General features: G+C 40.1%; 16 protein-coding genes. 9 read left to right on the top strand and 7 right to left on the bottom strand.

Features of this window, described 5'->3' with window-relative positions; genetic code table 11:
* Positions 1–101: 101 nt before the first annotated feature.
* The 5 genes from KZZ04_RS08390 to KZZ04_RS08370 all read left to right on the top strand — a co-directional run bounded on the left by KZZ04_RS08390 (position 102) and on the right by KZZ04_RS08370 (position 7,421).
* Positions 102–2,855: a metallophosphoesterase gene (locus KZZ04_RS08390; protein ID WP_219422384.1), complete on the top strand. Its 2,754-nt coding sequence runs from the start codon at positions 102–104 to the stop codon at positions 2,853–2,855.
* Positions 2,856–3,160: 305 nt separating this feature from the next.
* Positions 3,161–4,207 (top strand): 4-hydroxyphenylpyruvate dioxygenase, encoded by a 1,047-nt coding sequence (gene hppD / locus KZZ04_RS08385; RefSeq protein ID WP_138527457.1) that lies wholly within the window; start codon positions 3,161–3,163, stop codon positions 4,205–4,207.
* A 136-nt stretch (positions 4,208–4,343) separates the two neighbouring features.
* Positions 4,344–5,657, top strand: coding sequence for a fumarylacetoacetase (fahA, locus tag KZZ04_RS08380; RefSeq protein ID WP_138527458.1), 1,314 nt, complete (start codon positions 4,344–4,346; stop codon positions 5,655–5,657).
* A gap of 143 nt (positions 5,658–5,800) precedes the next feature.
* A complete protein-coding gene (locus tag KZZ04_RS08375) occupies positions 5,801–6,961 on the top strand; it encodes a M23 family metallopeptidase (protein ID WP_138527460.1) in 1,161 nt (386 codons plus the stop codon).
* Positions 6,951–7,421: a polymer-forming cytoskeletal protein gene (locus KZZ04_RS08370; protein ID WP_058552244.1), complete on the top strand. Its 471-nt coding sequence runs from the start codon at positions 6,951–6,953 to the stop codon at positions 7,419–7,421. Before KZZ04_RS08375 ends, KZZ04_RS08370 begins: the two co-directional genes overlap by 11 nt.
* An 18-nt stretch (positions 7,422–7,439) precedes the next feature.
* On the opposite strand, the gene KZZ04_RS08365 is transcribed toward KZZ04_RS08370, so the two are convergent.
* On the bottom strand, positions 7,440–7,913 hold the full coding sequence (locus KZZ04_RS08365; protein WP_006791419.1) for a hotdog fold domain-containing protein: 474 nt from the start codon (positions 7,911–7,913) through the stop codon (positions 7,440–7,442).
* Positions 7,914–8,095: 182 nt separating this feature from the next.
* On the opposite strand from KZZ04_RS08365, the gene KZZ04_RS08360 reads away from it, so the two are divergent.
* The 3 genes from KZZ04_RS08360 to KZZ04_RS08350 all read left to right on the top strand — a co-directional run bounded on the left by KZZ04_RS08360 (position 8,096) and on the right by KZZ04_RS08350 (position 10,643).
* Positions 8,096–9,271, top strand: coding sequence for a multidrug effflux MFS transporter (locus KZZ04_RS08360; protein WP_219422383.1), 1,176 nt, complete (start codon positions 8,096–8,098; stop codon positions 9,269–9,271).
* Between the two features lie 209 nt (positions 9,272–9,480).
* A complete protein-coding gene (locus KZZ04_RS08355; protein ID WP_058405105.1) occupies positions 9,481–10,113 on the top strand; it encodes a LysE family translocator in 633 nt (210 codons plus the stop codon).
* Between the two features lie 65 nt (positions 10,114–10,178).
* A complete protein-coding gene (locus tag KZZ04_RS08350; RefSeq protein ID WP_058552241.1) occupies positions 10,179–10,643 on the top strand; it encodes a methylglyoxal synthase in 465 nt (154 codons plus the stop codon).
* Between the two features lie 11 nt (positions 10,644–10,654).
* Here KZZ04_RS08350 and yegD read toward each other — a convergent pair whose 3' ends face one another.
* The 6 genes from yegD to KZZ04_RS08320 form a co-directional block, all read right to left on the bottom strand.
* A complete protein-coding gene (gene yegD / locus KZZ04_RS08345; protein ID WP_138527462.1) occupies positions 10,655–12,019 on the bottom strand; it encodes a molecular chaperone in 1,365 nt (454 codons plus the stop codon).
* A gap of 63 nt (positions 12,020–12,082) precedes the next feature.
* Complete coding sequence (locus KZZ04_RS08340; protein ID WP_138527463.1) at positions 12,083–12,925, bottom strand: DNA ligase; 843 nt, start codon at positions 12,923–12,925, stop codon at positions 12,083–12,085.
* A gap of 33 nt (positions 12,926–12,958) precedes the next feature.
* Positions 12,959–13,615, bottom strand: coding sequence for an HAD family phosphatase (locus KZZ04_RS08335; protein ID WP_138527464.1), 657 nt, complete (start codon positions 13,613–13,615; stop codon positions 12,959–12,961).
* 63 nt (positions 13,616–13,678) lie between these two features.
* A complete protein-coding gene (locus KZZ04_RS08330; RefSeq protein WP_058405052.1) occupies positions 13,679–13,978 on the bottom strand; it encodes a hypothetical protein in 300 nt (99 codons plus the stop codon).
* 114 nt (positions 13,979–14,092) lie between these two features.
* On the bottom strand, positions 14,093–16,378 hold the full coding sequence (locus tag KZZ04_RS08325; protein WP_219422381.1) for a TonB-dependent receptor: 2,286 nt from the start codon (positions 16,376–16,378) through the stop codon (positions 14,093–14,095).
* A 416-nt stretch (positions 16,379–16,794) separates the two neighbouring features.
* Complete coding sequence (locus KZZ04_RS08320; RefSeq protein ID WP_138527465.1) at positions 16,795–17,655, bottom strand: mechanosensitive ion channel family protein; 861 nt, start codon at positions 17,653–17,655, stop codon at positions 16,795–16,797.
* Between the two features lie 320 nt (positions 17,656–17,975).
* Between KZZ04_RS08320 and KZZ04_RS08315 the strand changes: the two genes are divergently transcribed.
* On the top strand, positions 17,976–20,117 hold the full coding sequence (locus KZZ04_RS08315) for a M3 family metallopeptidase (protein WP_138527466.1): 2,142 nt from the start codon (positions 17,976–17,978) through the stop codon (positions 20,115–20,117).
* Positions 20,118–20,122: the final 5 nt, after the last annotated feature.

Here is a 20,122-nt window from a genome sequence, read left to right as displayed (position 1 = left end):
AATTGTTTATGGGGGAATTTTTATACAGCTATGCTCCCATACTTTTAACTGATATTATGCATTAATAAATTGTTAAATTAGATACCCGAGGACTGCTGTATATGTTATTGGATAAGTTATTAAAAATAGCTGCAATACCATTTTTGCTCTTTGTATTAAGTGCATGTGGAGGTGCGAGTGATGCAGTAACAGTTAATCCAAATGATCCTGTTGAGCCCGAGCCTACCCTACTTTCTTTAACTGCTGCTAACGGCTTAAACTCAACGCTAGATAACGGGGGGTTTGAATTAATTATCCCTGCTAATACAGCCTCATCGAATAGCGAAATCACTTACGAAAAAACGACGTTGGATGACGCTAACGCACAGCTAAACATTATCTCTGATTTACATACTCTTATACCCGTTCCTGACATTACATTTTCAGATTCTATTACTATTAGAATAAAAATACCTGAAGACTACGTACTAGGTGGGCAATTATTTATAGCCAGGCAGTTGGGCCTAAATAGTTGGGAAACGATTACTAACTCAACCGTAAGCGATGATTACGTCAGTGCACAAGTGAATCAAGTAGGCACTTATGTAATTCAAATGCAGCGTAAAGAAGCATTCGCCGATATTGGCCCAACATGTGAGGCGAGCGCAACAACACAATCGGTACGGTTTGTTCATGTAGCAGACTTACATGCCCGTTTTGGGTATGAGGAACAATACTTTAGCCGCATTAAAGCGTATTTCAACCAAGTTGCCAACCAAACACCACATACCCTATTTACCAACGGTGGTGACGATTATGAAAAAGGCACGGTAGCAGAGCAACTTTCACAAGGCACAGCAACCGAAGAAGCCATTAAAGCGATGCAGTTTGATATCCGCGTTGTGGGAAACCACGACTATGCATGGGGCCCTGAAAAACTGCTGAGTTATTCGCAAGATGATAAAGCGATTGTGCTTGCAAGTAACACTCGCTATGAAGGGGAGCAACTTCAAGACTTTGCCGCTGTAAGCTTTGCAAAAGTGCAAGTTGGCTGTATTACTCTAGGTGTATTTGGCATGACGTCGGTGCCATGGAATGAATTAGATGAGCCACTTCAAGACGATCCAATTCCTGATTTTATCAAACAATTTAAAATGAGCTGGGAATGGCAACAAGTCGCACAAAGCATTGTAAGCCAATACCGTGATGATGTTGATTACATGGTAATGCTAAGCCATTTAGGCGTAGGCCTAGATACCGATATGGCAACTGACGTTGAAGGCATTGATTTAGTATTGGGGGGCCATACTCATGGCGGCGAAAGCTTTGATACACTAGAAAATGGCGCCATTGTTATTCAACCTGACTTTTATGCAAAAGGGATAACCGATTTAACGCTGGAGTTTAATTTAGCTGATAAAACATCCCCTGTTGTGAACTATCAAACAATTGCGACCGAAACAATTACAGAACGTGATGACCCAACAAAGCAAGCCATTGACGAAATTATGGGGCGTTACGCACCCGATGCGCAAACCGAAATAGCTATTTCAGAAAACTACCCAAGTGCAATTGAGTTAGCTGAAATAACAGCATTAGCCGCGCAGCACGCAAGCTCAATCACAGCTGCACTGTTAAACCCTGAACTGGTTCAAAAACGGTGGACACCCGGCACGCTTACACAAGAAGATTTCCACGAAGCATTTTATGTAGAAAGGCAACCTTCGAATACACCTGGCTTTAACGCCATATATAAAGTGACAGTTACGGGCACAGATTTAACATCTATGTATGCAAGCCAACCAGACTGGTTTTCACTCACACCCGATAACGTTCAAGCCACCAGCAATTATGATGTTGCCTTATTTAAAGGTGCAGCGCTTAATCCTGAGTTATTTTTTAATGGCGTAACATTTTCAAACGTAGAACCCATTGCTGAAGCATGGTGGTTACTAGATCAGTACGCCCGATTTAGAACAAGCCAGTGCTTATACCTCGATACCAACAATCAACTATTTTCATGTACAAACGAAGAAAACATAACGGTATGGAATTTTGATAATACAGCAAGCCCACTCACAGCAGATTTTGGACCTTCAGTGCTCAGTTACTTCGATCCTGAAGAAAAAGACTGGGGCCCAGAAGAAACTCAATATAAAACCACTACCGAACTCGGCATTAGCGATTTGAGTGACGGGCCGTCAGGTGTAATGGCATTTTCAAGGCATGCACCAACCGAAGGCCTACATATTAACTTAAACACCCCCGCTAACGGCGATTATGCCGCTGATGGCATGGTTTCAGACTACACACTTGTAATGGATTTATACTGGCCCGCTGAAGGCCAAGATATTTACCGTGCGGTTGTTCAAGCGGATACCGTTAACTACTTAACCGACGACGCCGACATATTTATAGACCCAAGTGGTGGTTATGGTAAATCAACCAGCGACAGTGGCTATTTTGGTAATACACAACCAGACACTTGGCACCGTGTCGCTTTAGTATTTTATACGGCACCTACCAATGGCGTATTTGAAGTATACATAGATGGCGAACTTGTAGGTGTAAAGGAAGATGGAGAAATAAACAACCGTTGGGCGCTCAAAAACGCCGTACTGTTATTTAACGATGACAATTTCGAAACCGAACCAGGCTACTTAAATGCCATGCTTTATGCCGGACGTGCGATGAGCCGCGACGAAATAAAAAGCTTAGGTAATGCGCAGCAAAAACTGACTTACGAGCAAGCAACACGCGTACTTAATCAAACTATTGAACGCCATTACCAAGCTGCCCCTGCAATAAAGCCTAATTTATGGTTACAACAGCGTAGCAAGTTTTTTGGTGAACACACCAAAAATGTAAACAATTAATTACACTTGCCACTATTTTATACCACTTCAAAAAAGAGAGTTTAACCACTTAAACTCTCTTTTTTATTATTTTAAATCATAAACTTAACTAAAAAAAAGTAACGTTAACCGCTTATTTTTACAGCGTAAATGTTCTCCTCTGTATGCACTAAAAGCAAGTTCACCTTAAACGTCCTATAAAATTTACACACAGCCTAAATACTAAATACAGCGCAACGCTTCCCCTAAACCTAATTCTGGTTAATTATCTTGCCATTAACACAACAACAAATAATCACAATGCTTACATTGTGGGAGTAACTAAAATGAGTGAAGTAACTAACTATTTAGGTTTAGTCGGTATTGAATTTACTGAATACGCCACGCCTGATGCAGATTACATGGACAAAGTATTTACTGACTTTGGCTTTTCAAAGCTTAAAAAGTTTAAAGGTAAAGACATTGTTTATTACAATCAAAACGACATTCACTTTTTACTGAACAACGAGCGTGAAGGTTTTTCAGCCGAATTTGCTAAAAGCCATGGCCCTGCAATTTGTTCAATGGGTTGGCGTGTTGAAGATGCCCAAAAAGCATTTGAAACTGCAGTAGAGCGCGGTGCAAAACCTGCAACCGATTCTACACACAAAAATCTTCCTTACCCTGCAATTTACGGTATTGGCGATAGCCTAATTTACTTTATTGACCAATTTGGCGATAAAGGCACCATTTACGAAAGTGACTTTGAAGATTTAGCAACGCAAACCATTGTTGAAGACAAAGGCTTTAAGCGTATCGATCACCTCACTAATAATGTTTATAAAGGCACTATGGAAACATGGGCAAACTTTTATAAAGATGTGTTTGGTTTTACAGAAGTACGTTACTTTGACATTAAAGGTCAAAAAACGGCGCTAATTTCATATGCGCTTAAATCTCCATGTGGCACCTTCTCAATTCCAATCAACGAAGGTAAAGGTAACGACAACAACCAAATTGACGAATACTTAGGTGAATACAATGGCCCAGGCGTTCAGCATTTAGCATTTTTAACTGACGATTTAGTTAGCTCGCTAGACAAACTAGATAAATCAACGATTGCTACGCTTGATATTATCCCTGAGTACTACGACACCATTTTTGACCGTGTACCGTGGGTTAAAGAAGATAAAGACAAAATTCGCGAACACCAAATACTGGTAGATAGCCAAAGCGAAAATTGTTACCTACTACAAATTTTCTCTAAAAACTTATTTGGCCCAATTTTTATTGAAATGATTCAACGTGTTGATGATGGCGGTTTTGGTGAAGGTAATTTCCAAGCGTTATTTGAATCAATTGAACGCGATCAAGAGCGCCGCGGCGTTTTATAACCTTTTTTGAGTAAATTAAAAGCAGCGACCTTCGCTGCTTTTTGTCGTTTTAATATTTAAAATGTATGGCTTAAAGTGCAAGTATGCTTAAATAAATACTCCATTGTTGCCATACAGTTAAACCAAAGGAAATGTAATGAGCCTAATTAACGAAACCCATGATATCAATTTAACAAGCTGGGTAGAGTCAGCAAATGTTGCCAATTGCGACTTTCCTATTCAAAACTTGCCATTTGCCGAGTTTCGTCGCAAAGGTACTAACGAAGAATTTCGTGGCGGTGTAGCGATAGGTGATCAGGTTATCGATCTTGCAAAACTAAGTGAGCTTAATGTATTTACAGGCGATGCTAAAACAGCACTCGATGCAGCTAGCGAGTCAACACTAAATGCATTTATGGGTTTGGGTCAGCAATTTTGGTCAGCACTTCGTATGGCTCTTTCTAAATCACTACGCGAAGGCGCTGATTGTCAAAAAGACATTGCAAACACATTAATAGCACAAGCTGATATTGAATTTGCATTGCCATGTCGTATTGGTGACTACACCGACTTTTACACTTCTATTTATCATGCAACAGCAGTCGGTAGTTTATTTCGCCCTGATAACCCACTATTACCAAACTATAAATGGGTACCAATTGGTTACCATGGCCGTTCTTCATCTATTGATGTGTCTGGGCAAACATTTCACCGCCCTAAAGGACAAACTAAAGCACCTGATGCTGAAGTACCATCATTCGGCCCATGTAAACGCCTTGATTACGAGCTAGAGCTTGGCATTTACTTAGGTAAAGGAAATGCGCTTGGCGATGCAATTGCAATCGAAAATGCAGAAAATCATGTATTTGGTTTTTGTGTGTTTAACGACTGGTCGGCCCGTGACTTACAAGCTTGGGAATATCAACCATTAGGTCCATTTTTAGCGAAAAACTTTGCATCAACAGTGTCGCCTTGGATTGTTACAACAGAAGCACTCGCACCGTACAGAACAAGTTGGACGCGTGATGAAAATGACCCACAACCAATGGAATACCTAGAGTCTGCAGCTAATCGCGAGCAAGGTGCATTTGACATTCAAATGGATGTAAAAATTCAAACCGAAAAAATGCGTAGCGAAGGACACTCTCCTACCCGCGTATCTACCTCTAGCTTTAAGCATTCGTACTGGACTGTAGCCCAAATGGTCACTCACCATACGGTTAACGGGTGTAACTTTATGCCGGGTGACATGTTGGGTTCGGGTACGCAATCGGGGCCTACACATGAAGAAGCGGGCTCTTTACTGGAGCTATCTCGTGGCGGTAAAGAAAAAATAACGCTAAGCAATGGCGAGCAACGCAGCTTTTTAGAAGATGGCGATAACGTTATTATGCGTGGCTGGTGTGAAAAAGAAGGCTTTGCACGTATTGGTTTTGGCTCAGTTGAGAGTACGGTTTTGGCCGCAAAATAATCTCAATCAAGCATAACCAAATGAAGAGGGTTGCTTTTAAAAGCAGCCCTTTTTTATTAATTTTTGAACAGTTACAATTTTTTTCTGGCTTTTTAAGCTCAGATTGATACATTATTCCGGTTAGTAGCCAGTGTTTATATGCCATGTCAGTATTTATAAAGTCTTACAAAAAACTTTTTCCAGCTCGCCAACTTCTTATTCGTCAAAATGGCGAGGTTAAGCATGTTGTTTTAGCGTCTTGGTTACAACTTTTCGCAATAATGCTTATTTTAGCAACAATTGCGTGGGTGAGCATTTCGAGCTTTCGTGTTTATACGCAAACTAATCATATCTCTGACATAGAAAAAAACCAGCTAAACAAACAAGCACTTTGGGAACAAAAAGTTACCGAGCAGCAACGTCTTCACGAACAGCAACTTAAGCAGCTTGTAACGCTTGAGCAAAAACAAGCGCTACTTCAAAGCATGATCGAATCTTTACCTGCTTCAATTAGCCAAGACGTTATTCAGTTAGGTGAAGAGCTTGAGTCCCCTATTAATGAAAATAAAAACGAATTCCATGAACCTTTAGTTGATGAAGATCCAAATGCTAAGCAAGTTAATTTAGGTCAACCTATTAGTTTTGAGGCGCGGTTGGCGCGTTTAAATGACCAATACGAACAAAGCTTTAACTACCTAGACACAAAAATAAACGAGCGACACAACGCCATTTTAGCCATGCTTAAAGGCGCAGGGCTTGATACCGCTTTAGAAAGCCACTTAGCAATTAACGCTTTGCACATTGCTCAAGGTGGGCCATTTGATGTGTTTGACGAAACAAATATACCCAGTCATTTTTTGGCAATAGTCGACAAATTAGTTGCGTTAAACAATCTAGAAAATTTATTAACTGAATTACCTAACACCCTACCTTTACCCGCTGCAAAATATTACATTTCAAGTAGCTTTGGTTTACGTAAAGACCCAATGAATAATCGTCGTGCATTTCACAAAGGCGTAGACTTAGCAGGTTGGCACAAAACCGAAATTTTTGCTCCTGCAGACGCTGTGGTTCTTCGTGCAGGGCGTAATGGCGGATACGGTAACTTTATTGAACTTGAACACAAAAATGGCTTAGTTACTCGCTTTGGCCACTTAAATAAAATAAAAGTAAAAAAAGGCCAGCATATCGCTAAGCACGATGTGATTGGTTTAATGGGGAGCACTGGAAGAAGTACCAGCACTCATTTACACTACGAAGTATTGGTTAATGGCGAACAAGTCAATCCTCTAAAAATAACAAAGGCGCTCTCTCGTGTTCGGTAAAAAAAAATCAGCAAGTACTAACCTAAGAAAGGTTAATCATACCCCCTCTATAATTTCTGAAGATGTGCGCCTTACTGGCACTTTAATAAGCCAAGGTGAAGTTCAACTTGATGGCCGAATAGATGGTGACATAAAAGCCGAACAATTAGTCATTGGTTCCTCCGGTGTTGTTGAAGGAATTGTCGAGGCCGTGGGTATTGTTGTTAAAGGCACGGTTATTGGCTCTATCAATGCAAGTGAAGTAAAAATACAAAGTGGTGCCCATGTTCATGGCGATGTGTTTCATGACTCATTGAGTATTGATGCTGGCGCTGTAATTGAAGGCAACTTAAAGCAACGCACTGAAAAAGAAACAGTAGAATTAACTGCTGAACCAATTGAAACAGAAGTAAAAACACTGATTGAAGAAGATGACAGCGGCTTGTCGTTTGTAAATAAACAAGCCACCGATAAAAGCTAGCGCTACACTAGCGGTAGGCTATTTTTTTTCAGTAATATACATTGTAATATCTGCAGTGAACACGAGTTCGTTGCGGGTATTATAAAGCTTCACGGGTACAACCAAGTCTTCTTTATCTATCCACTGGCGTGGTAAATCAATCTCAGCAATAGCCGTAACGTCTGTATCAACCTTTGCCAAATATTGTACTGTCATCCCCTTTGGGATCCAACGGTGGGTTTTTACCGGTACAGTCGCATCAACCATCACACCTGCACACAACTCAGCTAGGTTACACTGCGCAATTGCATGAATGGTTCCAATGTGGTTATGAACACTTCGGCGGTTTTTAACAACAGCACTGCAGTGCCCTTCTCGCAGGTCTAATACGTAAGGTTTCATAGAGCCAAAGTAAGGGGCTTTAAAACAAACAGCTTTAGTAAAAAGCCAATTTCCAAAGGGTAAGTTTTTAAATTTATGCCACGTTTTTACAAGTGGTGATTGATTTGCCATTATAGTTTTCCAGTTACAGTTACTTTATTAACGCTAACACATCAGACCAGTTTAAAAAAGCCGTTTTAATCGCTGCTTTTATCACGTGTTTAATAAAAAATACGAATGACGACGTATGCATAGGCCAAAAGCCCTTTCTTTTTTATGAGTGCCCCCCTAAAATACGCGAAAAAGGAGACTCAATGCATTCACAGCCCGCAAAACCTAATCTAACTTTATTACTTATCTTAGCGTTGCTTGTTATTTTTTGCCCTATGGCTATTGATATTTATCTGCCCGCCTTCCCTACCATAGCAGAGCAATTTTTGGTAACTGAGCAACAAGTGCAGCAAACCGTTGCCATTTTTATGTTAACTGTTGGATTAGGTCAATTAATAGCAGGGCCTTTAGCTGATAGATTTGGCCGAAAGCCTGTCGCATTAGTGGGTATTAGCTTATATGCAGGCTCTGCGCTACTTGCTTACTATGCCCCTTCGTTTGAAGTATTACTTTCTGCGCGTGCATTACAAGGGTTAGGCGCATGCGCCACATTTGTTGTTGCTTTTGCGATTGTAAGAGATAAATTTGGTAGCGAGCGCAGCGGCCAAATTATTACCTACTTAAATGGCATTGTGTGCTTTATTCCTGCGTTGGCGCCCATTTTAGGTGCTTGGTTAACGGTTAAGTTTGGCTGGGAAATGAACTTCTTATTTTTAACTGGGTTTGCATTAGTAGGCTTTATTTTAACGCTGTTCTTTTTTAGAGAAACACGACCAGCCGATAGCGTGTATCAGGGGCATATTCTCGACTTAAGACGCTTTATACCCATTATTTCTACGCCACTATTTTTATTTAATAGCTTACTTTGTATGGTCACAATGTCGGTTATTTTAGTATTTGTCACTTTAGCGCCAGGGTGGATCATTACTGAACTTGGCGGCAGCGTGGCTAACTTTACATTTTGGTTTTCACTTAATGCTATTTTAAGCATTATTGCCAGCTTTGTTATGCCGCTATACATAAAGCGCCACCCCAAACGTGCTTTGAAAATAGGGTTACTCCTATTGGTTAGCTCTGGTTTATTGATGCTCGTGTTTAGCCAATATAAATCGGCACTCGCGTTAATGATCCCCATGTTTGTTGCTGCATTTGGCTTTGCACTTACCCTTGGCTCTGCAGCAGGAAGAGCATTAAGCCTCTTTCCTAAGCAAGCAGGAACAGCTTCAGCGCTGCTTGGTGCAATGCAAATGAGTGGAGCAAGTTTGCTGGTGTTCATTACTCAATTTTTACAATTATCGACCCCGATATTAATTGGCGTCCACTTTTTATTATTGGTGCCTTTTAGCTATTTGTTGTTTCGCAAAGCACAGTTTTCATAACCCACCTTATTAGCACGAATTATTAGTGGGAAAATATTGCTTATTTTCCCACGCTTACTTTAATAACAATGCTTAAAAAGCGGCAGGTGAAACTGGCGTAATGAGAGGTTAATCAAGCGCTTCAACATTGATACAGTAAGCCATAGACTGCTTTTTATTTATCATTACGATTGGTATCATCCACTACCTTTAATTAATTCATGTATATGATGATTAACCCCGATTTTCTTTTCTCATTTTTAATTGCTAGTTTTTTAATGGCAGTGGCTCCTGGCCCTTCGAATGCATTTTTAATGGCACAAACATTTGCAAATGGCCGCACCGCAGGTATGCAAAGTGCATTTGGTTTTGCATTAGGTGGTGTTGTGCATACCTTTTTTGCTGTAATAGGTTTAAGTGCTATTTTAAAAGCATCCCCTACGGCCTATAGTGCTGTTCAATATGCTGGTGCCGCTTATTTGTGTTATTTGGGCTTTATGATGATTAAAAGCACGACAGCTGCCACACAACCCCAAAGTGAAGATAAGCCACACATAAGCACAGCTAAAAAGTCTAATGTGATGTTTCAAGCCATGATGACCGAAGTACTTAACCCCAAAGTCGCTTTATTTTTTATTGCTTTTATTCCACAGTTTGTAGATCCCAACTTATCATCAGCCACTTTTCAGCTCGCATTTTTTGGCCTGCTATACCCTATTTTTGCTTTTCCAATAGACTGCACGTATATTTATTTTGGCGACAAAATCGCACAGTTTTTTAGGCAGCATCCAAATAGTCAACTTTGGATTGATAGAGTAACGGGAATAATATTTATTGCCCTAGCTATTAATCTACTATTATAACTCTCCTAATTTTGCTAACAGTTGGTGTAACTATGAGCATTTAGGCACAAATAAAAAGAATTAATATGGAACAAAAAACACAATCTCTTCCTGCAAAAAAAAATATTGCCCTTGTTGCTCACGATGGCAAAAAAGCCGCGCTAAAGCTGTGGTGTGACAAACATAAAAGCACACTGAGTAAACACACCTTATATGGCACAGGTACAACGGGGCATTTAATTCAAAAAAGTACAGGGCTTGATGTTGTTCAGCTTTTAAGTGGCCCAATGGGTGGCGACCAGCAATTAGGCGCAAAAATAGCAGAACATGAAATTCATGTTTTAATATTTTTTTGGGACCCTTTAGCTTCACAGCCTCATGATCCTGATGTAAAAGCATTACTGCGTTTAGCCGCTGTTTGGAATATTCCCGTGGCGTGTAATGAGGTAAGTGCTGATATGCTACTAAGCTCTCCTTTAATGGACACCGAGCTTGAGCGCACTTTGCCAGATTACGAAAAATACCTCGCAACCCGACAAATAAGTCTATAAAGCCTTATAAGCTACTTATAAAGCATGCTGGCCCATTTTGTCAGGCCAGCAGTTACACTACCAAAGTGGTCACCATTAACCATATTAATATCACCTAAGTGCTCGCTAAGTGCTGCTTTAATTAGTGGAGATTGCGCACTGCCTCCCGTTAAATAAATAACGTCTGGAGTTGTTTGCGCGTCACTTATTGCTTGTTTTGCCAACGTGACTATTTGGCTAATACTACTTTCTACAGCTAAAGATAAGTCATGAACTGATAAATTTTTACTAAGTTCGGTATCTAAAAAGCGCAAGTCACAGTTAAAATCGTTTGTTGACGATAGTGCTATTTTTGCGGCTTCACCTTGTTGAACAAGTTGATGTCCTTGCTTATTTTGCTGTAAATGAATTAAGCGCTTATAAAGCGCTGGTGCACTTACATCGCGTAATTGTGCATTAAGCTCTCGCGCCTGACTTTCACTGTAAAATTGGCTTTGTAAATTAACATCGTTAATTTTACAGGCTTGCCAAAACGGCTGATTTGGCAAGGGTAATCCTGATTTAAATGTACTACCCAGCCCCAATAAAGGCATTAAACCATGAAAGCTCAATGCAATATCTAAATCGTTTCCACCAACACGCTTACCACTGTGAGCTAAAAAGTCGTTATCACGCTGACTATTTCCTCTAAAACTGGGGCCCATTTGCACAAATGAACAGTCACTGGTGCCTCCACCAATATCTATAACCAACACTTTCTGATCGTGTGTTAAATCACTTTCGTAGTCGATACCGGCTGCAAGCGGCTCATATAAAAAATCAACGTCTTTAAAACCAGCTCGTTTTGCTGCTCGCTCTAAAATACCAACCGCTTGCTGGTTAGACTGCTCACCACCCACCGCCTGAAAATTTACAGGGCGGCCAATAACAGTTTGAGTAAGCTCTTTTTCTAAAGATTGCTCTGCACGTTGTTTTATTTTTAAAATCATTGCCGTTGCAATGTCTTCAAAAAAGTTGATTTGCCCTTGCTTTAAACCGGTTGCGCCAAAAAACGATTTGGGTGACTTAACAAAGTACCCTTCTTCAGGAAATTGAACGTATTCACTAATTGCTTCTCGGCCAATAAATAAGGTTTCATCTGAAGGTTGTAAATCAAGGTCTGATTTAATTCGAGGCAATGAATTTAAGAGTGCTTGGCGCTGAGAGTTAAAATCTTGCTCGTGCGCGGTGGCTTTCAAATGCTTAGCCACAAAATCAACTACCAAAGCACTATGATGCGTATAAAGTGTAGAAGGTAAGTAATGTTTGCCTTGCTCTAAAGGCACTAACTGAACATTATTATCGTTCATTACACCCATAGCACAATTAGAACTACCGTAATCAAAACCTACAAACATATACCACCACACATTACCAAAAAGGCCGCGCAATTTAGCATACTTAAGATTACTTTTAAATTGCTATATGCTTTCTCTTACTCTCAAAAAACTAGCAAAGCGTGGAAGACCATTCTTAGTTAACCCGTGAAAACGATAGGTAACAGTGCTGCCAATGGCCGGTGGGTTTTGCCGTTGGGCATCACTAAACCCTGTACCAATTGAAAACAACTGCCCAGAGGCTGACTTAACGCGAAGCGCACCAAGCATCCCCGTGTATTTACCTTTACCCGGCAAATGAGCAATAACAACCGCCTCAGCATCAAGGTAAGGCTTTAGCTTTAACAAAGCACCACTTCGTCCACTTTTATGTTTTGCATCAGCTAGGTGCAGCATAACGCCTTCTGCACCCTGTGCCGTTATGCTATTGAAGTTATCAGAGAGCTGTTTGTTATCTTTAAATTGAACCTGCTTAACTGCTTGGATATGGGGCTGATTAATATGTGTAACAAGTTGAGAGTAATTTTTATAACGCTCACTGAAAGGTAGGGTTTTATCTGGCATATCAAATATTTTGTAAGTGACAGTTTGCCAGTCTTGGTTATTTGGTATTTTAGTTCTTACTATACCGCTTAATGCAGCAAAATGTGCCCGTTCAGTCCAAAGCTCGCCGTCTAACCATATGTTAGGCAGTGATGCGCTAAACCAAGGTGGTGCATTAATCACATTACCTTTGCGAGTAACAAACTGTGTGCCGGTCCATATGGCTCTTACACCGTCAAATTTTTCGCTGACTAAGTAGGCGCTAATATCGTCGTGCTTTTCTTCATCATACACTTTGGCTAATAATACAGAAGGCTGAGAAGTATAAGCCGAGCAGCTAAACAAAATAACCGTAATTAATAACATCCATTTTAGAGCAATCATTAGCGCATCCAAGCTAGGTAATAGTGACTTAAACTATAGTTGAGATTGCACCCATTGCCAAAACTCCTCAAGGTTACCCATGCAATAGGTCGCTTTGCTAAAGTCATGTTCTTTGGTGTGGCTATTTGCAATAGCAACCACTCTTAAGCTCGCATTATTTGCAGCGCTTACGCCTGTAAACGTATCTTCTACAGCTATCGCATTTTCTGCCTTTATGTTTATTTGCTTTAAAGCGAGTAAATATGGGTCGCCTGCCGGTTTGGGGTTAATCACATCATCTTTGGTAACAACGCTATCAAAAAACTCATAAAACCCCAACCCTTTTAGAATTGGCATCGCTTCACTTGTTGCACTTCCTGTTACGAGTGCCATTTTTAAGCTGCTATTTTTAACCGCTTTTAATGTTTGCACCACAAAAGGCATAAGAGGCGGTAAATTCGTTTTTACGTATTCACCAAATAATCGGTATTTCTCTGCGGCTAAAAACTCAGCACTGACTGATAAGTTATTCTCACTTTTAATTTCAATTGCCGCTTCAAGTGTAGGACGCCCTGAAAATCGCTGACAAAATTCTTCTTCTAAATAACTTACTCCAAATGGCGCTAACAGTGTGCTCCAACATACAAAGTGCATTGCTTCTGAATCGACTAGCGTGCCATCCATATCAAATAAAACGGCCTGTAAACTCATGATTTCTCCTTAAATTATAGTGCTAAAAAAAGGTGCTTCAGCACCTTTTTTGTTATTACATGATTATTGCGTTAAACCAGCAGGCGGCTCACCAAAAGCCTCTTCACCAGTTTCAATATCAACTAACTCATAGCCACGCGCTTTACGAACCACCTTAAGTACAGGTTTTTCAAAAGCGGTTTTTAAGCGCGCCGAGTCATCTTTTAATTCATCAAGCGTTGTACCGAACGGTGCTGCACCTGTTTCAGACCAATTAGTTACTTTACCATTAAGGTTATATTCTACTTCGTGTATTTGATATTGCGCTGCTTCATCTTTTGTTGCTTCACAAAAAATCACACGATAATTCCAAAATCCAGCCATTCTATTTCTCTATCAATAAACCAATTATGCGCTACTTTAACAGCTCTAAAAGGGATCACAAAATAAAAAGCCTGCACATGGCAGGCTTTTAAATGCATATTTCTAATCTACTAATTAGAAGAATTTAACTTTAAATTCAGCACCAACATAACGCTCTTCATTAACAATTCCCGTGTTATTGTTAAAGTCGATTGCGCCTATTGCTTGTTGCTCATCAAATAAGTTACGAACAAAACCAGCAACTTCGTATTCGTAGTCACCTTGTGCCCATCTGTAACCTGCACGAAGACCAACTTCAGTTAAAGGCTTGCCTTCAAACTCTACAGATTCATATAAGAACATGTTGATTTTGCTGCGGTAAGAAATATCACCATTTGCAAAGAAATCACCATCTTCAAGCTCTTTAGTGTAACGAAGTGTAAAGTTAGAAATCCACTCTGGTGCATGCGGTAAGCTGTTACCGTCTAAAATTGCACGAGCTTCAGGACCAAAAGGACCTGCAACTTGGAAAGTTGGATCTGTCACAGTACACTGGCCACACACAGCTACAGCTAGGTCATTATCTTTAAGCTCAGTTTTGTTATAGCTTAAGTTAAATGTTGCATTAAGCTCATCGCTTAATACCCACTCAGTGTCTAACTCAAAACCGTAGCCCGTCGTTTTATCTGCATTGATTAAGCGGTTAAAGTTTGCACCACCACCTACAGCAGTCAATTGCTGATCGCTCATTGTGTAGTAGAACACAGTTGCGTTTACGCGACCTTGTCCGTCTAACACGTCTGATTTAATACCTGTTTCAAATGAAGTTACGGTTTCAGAATCAGCTGTTGTTACTTCATCACCAAATAAAATACGACCTTGCAAGCTTGGTGCGCGGAATGTATTAGCTACGCGGCTGTACCAGTTTACGTCTTCGTTTACTTTGTAGTTTGCAGATAAATCCCAGCTTACATGGCTATCGCTAACATCTTGCTCGATAAATAAAGCACCACCGCCAACAGGGCTAAGTGTACGATCTGCAGAGAAATCTTTTTCATCATCAGAGTAACGAAGACCCGCTGTTACTTTTAAATCATCAGATACAACATAATCAACAGAGCCAAATACTGCCCATGCTGTTGTGTCTTGCTGCTGTTTTACATACCCGTTTAAGGCGCCAGCATTTGGTGATGAAAATGTGTCGTAGCTAAAGTTTTCAATTGTTAGTTCTTCATCAAAGTAAAAAACGCCCACTTGATAATTTAAGTCGCCGTCAAAGTTACTTGATAAACGAAGTTCTTGAGTAATTTGATCTTGCTCAGGAATACCATCGGCACTTTCTGAAGGGAATGGAATAAAGCCAGGGCCCATGTAATCAGGAAGGAAAACAGCACCGTAACCACCGTCAATATCACCACGAGAGTAAATTTCAGCGCTTTCCCATGCAGAGATAGACGTTATAGTGTGGTTTTTAAGTTCCCACTCAAGTCTTAAGCTCATACCTTCAGATTCTACTTGTTGAGTAGAACGAGCACCGGCATCTTGATAAACAACATCATGCTCGTAGTTATCAACCAATTCGTTAGAGCCAGATTCAATTACGTTTGCACGAAACGCAATAGGCGAACCATCTAAATCACGTGTGTGATAGTTTAAAAGCGCAGAAAAATCATCGCCTTCATATAAAAACTGAATACGTGCAGCTTTTTCAGTATAACCGCCCTGTTGATCTTTAGCTTCAAAATTAGGTGCTTGGTTATCAATGTAATCATCTTTATCTTGCCATAATAATGAAACGCGAGCAGATAAACGATCTGTTAGCGCACCACCTACAGCACCTTCAGTGTCTACTGCGCCACGGCTACCGTATGAAACCGCACCGTAACCGTCAAACTCTTGGCTAGGTTTAACTGAATCAAACTTAACAAGGCCTGCAGGCGTATTACGGCCAAATAAAGTACCTTGCGGACCACGTAATACTTCTACGCGCTCAATATCAAATACTGGAAAGCCTTTTAAAATCGCATTTTCTTGAACAACTTCATCAACAACTAACGATACAGGTTGAGACGCATTCAAATCGAAATCGGTGTTTCCTAAACCACGTACGTAAAAACGAGGGAAAGAACGGCCAAATGAAGATTCGATAGACAAGCTTGGAATTTTCGCATTCATAAAACGAATGTCCATACCCGCAGAGCTGTAGGCATCAAGGTTATCACCTTGCAATGCAGATACAGCTACAGGCACCTCTTGAGCATTTTCTACACGTTTACGTGCAGTAACTTGGATAACTTCTAGTTGATTACTTTTTTTAGCCGTTTCTTCTTCAGCAGCAAATGAAGAAACAGAAGTGCCAGCAGCAGAGATTAGTGCGGCATTGATGATTGTCGCTATTGCAGATTTTTTAATTGCTTTCATGTCGGGTATTAACCTTTTGTATGCACTCTTGTTCAACGGTTTTTTGTGTTGCGCAATGTATTCATTGCGGGTTCGTACAATTTTTCGCGACTTGGCTATATGCGCGCGGACCTTATTATCGAGAGTACAAAAACGAAATAATGAGGCTGAACGAACGAGTGAGATTATACCACTGTGTGATAAATTTACTGCATAAAATCTTTGTAATTTTGAAACTATTTTGCAACATTTAACCACAAGATAGCGGCTTTTAATTACTTTTTAGATGTAAAAACCCAACCATAAGGACATATGTCCTTATCAATAAAACCACAAATAAAGTAGCAATTTTAAAGTTTTAACTAAAAAACCTAACTTAGGTACGATTTTTGCTGGCGAAGAAAAAACCGCACTAGGAGGGTTTTTTCAATGTTTTATCAAGTACGCTTTATGGCTATTTCACCATCGATATGAATGTCACGTTGAGGGAACGCAATCACCACACTATGTTGCTCAAATATGTCATACAGACTAAAGCGAATATCACTGCGCACAGTTCTAAGCATGGTTTCAGATTCAGCACATACCCAAAAAACAGCGTTAAAAACTAGCGAGCTATCGGCAAAGTCATCAAACAACACTGCCGATTTTGGTGTTTTTAAAATTGCGCCATGTTCATCTAACACCTGCTGAATGAGCTTTTTAACTAATACCACATCTGATCCATACGCCACCCCAACACTCACCGATGAACGTGCATTTCCATCAATTAACGTCCAGTTGGTTACTGTGTTCTCTAATAATTGACTGTTGGGTATTAGCATATGTACCCCGTCATTTCGACGTATACGCGTTGAACGAGTATTTATAGTTTCGACGACACCTTTGGCACTGCCTACTTCTAAAAAGTCACCTATTCGAATGGGGCGTTCCCACATTAATATCCAACCGCTTATAAAGTTATTAATTATATTTTGCGCACCAAACCCCACACCTATTGCAATGGCGCCAGATACAAACGCAAAAGCCGTTAATGGGATGTTTAATACTTCCAGCGAGGTGAAAACTAAAATGGCGATACTTAAAATAAAATAAATACGCGTAAATAAATGAACAGCATCTTGGCTTATTTTTTTGGCAAGTAGGGTTCTTTTTATTAACTTACCAATGTGGGTCACCACAAACCACATTGCAAACAAAATAAGCGGCACCTGAATTATTTTTGCCACTGTTAGTTGGATGTCGTTGTAACTAAATACAACAAAAGAAAGGATTTCGTTTATTTGTTCTAAATTCATTTATTTTCCAATCAGGGAGTCTTTAACTTTATTATAAGGTGAATGTGTTTTAATTAACTAACCTTAACACGCCACAATGCAATTTAACTGACTTTAAAAATTGCGCTTTGTTATTTTATAGCACTTATGACTCCAAAAAGGGCATCAAAATAAACAGCTCAAGCTACTTTTACCTACCTAAACTCCTATTTTTAGCTAATTTGCGTTTAAATCCAGCTTAATCTCGATAAACTTTATTGTATATAAATCAAAATTTGGTAAGTTAAGTGGGTTTTTCGACTCGAAAAGCCTATTCCGGCTAATCTTTCTATGGAGTTATTATGCGTAAAACCCTAATCGCCACTACAATTGCTAGTGCATTATTACTATCTGCCTGTTCAGAAAATAAATCAGAAACACAAACAATGGCAAAAGAAAGCGCAGCACAAGTGCAAGACGTAAACGCAAGCAATGTGTTATTCAAACCAAGTCCTTTACAATACATGGCACCTGAGTTTGATAAATTTGGTACTAAAGATTACGAAGCCGTATTTGATGCAGGTATTGCAGAGCATACAGCTCAAATACAAGCAATTGCTAATAACCCAGAGCCAGCAACATTCAAAAACACGTTAGTTGAAATGGAACTATCTGGTGAGTTATTGAACCGTGTATCAACGGCATTTTATAACTTATCGGGCTTAATCTCAGATGATGAATACCAGCGCATTAGTAAAAAAATGGCGCCTGTATTATCGGCTCACTCTGATGACATTTATTTAAACGGCGCTTTATTTGAGCGCGTTCAAACAATATACGACAACCAAGCAACACTAAGCGTTGAAGACCAACGTCTTGTTGATTTTTACTACAAGCAGTTTGTAAAAGCCGGCGCTAAACTAAGTGACGAAGAAAAAGCAAAAATGCGTGAAATTAACGCACAACTTGCTAACTTATCTACTGCGTTTTCGCAAAACGTTTTAAAATCCTTTAAAGAAGATGTCATTGTTGTTACTGACAAAGCTAAACTTGCTGGCCTTTCTGAAGGTGAAATTGCAGGCCTTGCCGCTGCAGCTAAAAAAGCAGGTAAAGATGGCTACATGATCACGCTTGTGAACACCACGCAACAGCCTATTTTATCAAGCCTTGAAAACCGCGAATTACGTGAGCAAATTTTTACTGCATCAGCAAACCGTGCGGCACAAACAAATGGCCCTATCATCATTGAAGAAACTAACTTACGTGCACAAAAAGCAGAGCTGTTAGGCTACAAAGACTGGGCTTCGTATGTAATGACGTCGCGTATGGCGCAAACAACTGAAAATGTATATGGCATTTTAGATGACCTTGCCCCTAAAGCCGTTGAAAAAGCAAAAATTGAAGCCGCTGCTATTCAAAAAGTAATTAATGATTCGGGCGAAAGCTTTGAACTTAAACCTTGGGATTGGGCATTTTACGCTGAAAAAGTACGAGCAGAGAAATACGACCTAGACCCTGCGTTAGTTAAACCTTACTTTGAAATGAGCTCAGTAATTAACGATGGTTTATTCTTTGCGATGAATAAACTGTACGGTATTACATTCAAAGAACGTCAAGACTTACCGGTTTACCACGAAGATGTAACCGTTTACGAAGTATTTAATGCTGACGGCAGTGCAATTGGTTTATTTTACATGGACCCATACGCACGTGAAGGCAAACGTGGCGGCGCATGGATGAGTGCATACGTAAGCCAAAGCGGCTTAAAAGGCACTAAACCGGTTATTTATAACGCGCAAAACATTCCAAAACCTGCTGAAGGCGAGCCAACGCTTATGACCTTTGACGAAGTGTCGACTATGTTCCATGAATTTGGTCATGCGGCTCACGGTTTATTCTCAGATGTTAAATACCCAAGCCTTGCTGGTACTGCAACGGCGCGTGACTTTGTTGAATTTCCATCTCAAGCACACGAAGATTGGATGATTGAACCTAGCGTACTTGCTAATTACGCTAAGCACTACAAAACAGGTGAGCCAATTCCACAAGCATTACTTGATAAAGTATTAGCATCGCAAAAATTCAACCAAGGTTTTGGTACTACTGAATATTTAGCCGCTGCTTTACTGGATATGGAATGGCATTCATTTGGTTCAGATAAGAAAATCAATGATGTTCAAGAGTTTGAAAACGCAGCACTAAAAGCTCATGGCATTGATTACTACCCTGTACCACCGCGTTATAAATCAAACTACTTTAGCCATACTTTTGCTGGCGGTTACTCTGCGGGTTACTACGCCTACCTTTGGACTGAAGTATTTGCAGCCGATGCGTTTGCACATATGGAAAACAACGGCGGTTTAACACGTGAAAACGGTGATAACTTCCGTAAAGAAATCCTATCAAAAGGTAATAGCCGCGACTTAATGCAAAGCTACATTGAGTTTAGAGGTCAAAAACCAACAACCGACGCACTACTTAAGCGCCGTGGTTTAGTAGAATAATAACT

This window comes from Pseudoalteromonas sp. CR1 (assembly GCF_019392235.1).
Classification (GTDB): Bacteria; Pseudomonadota; Gammaproteobacteria; order Enterobacterales; family Alteromonadaceae; genus Pseudoalteromonas.
Note: the sequence above shows the minus strand (reverse complement) of the source record. Positions and strands in the feature narration are given on the sequence as shown.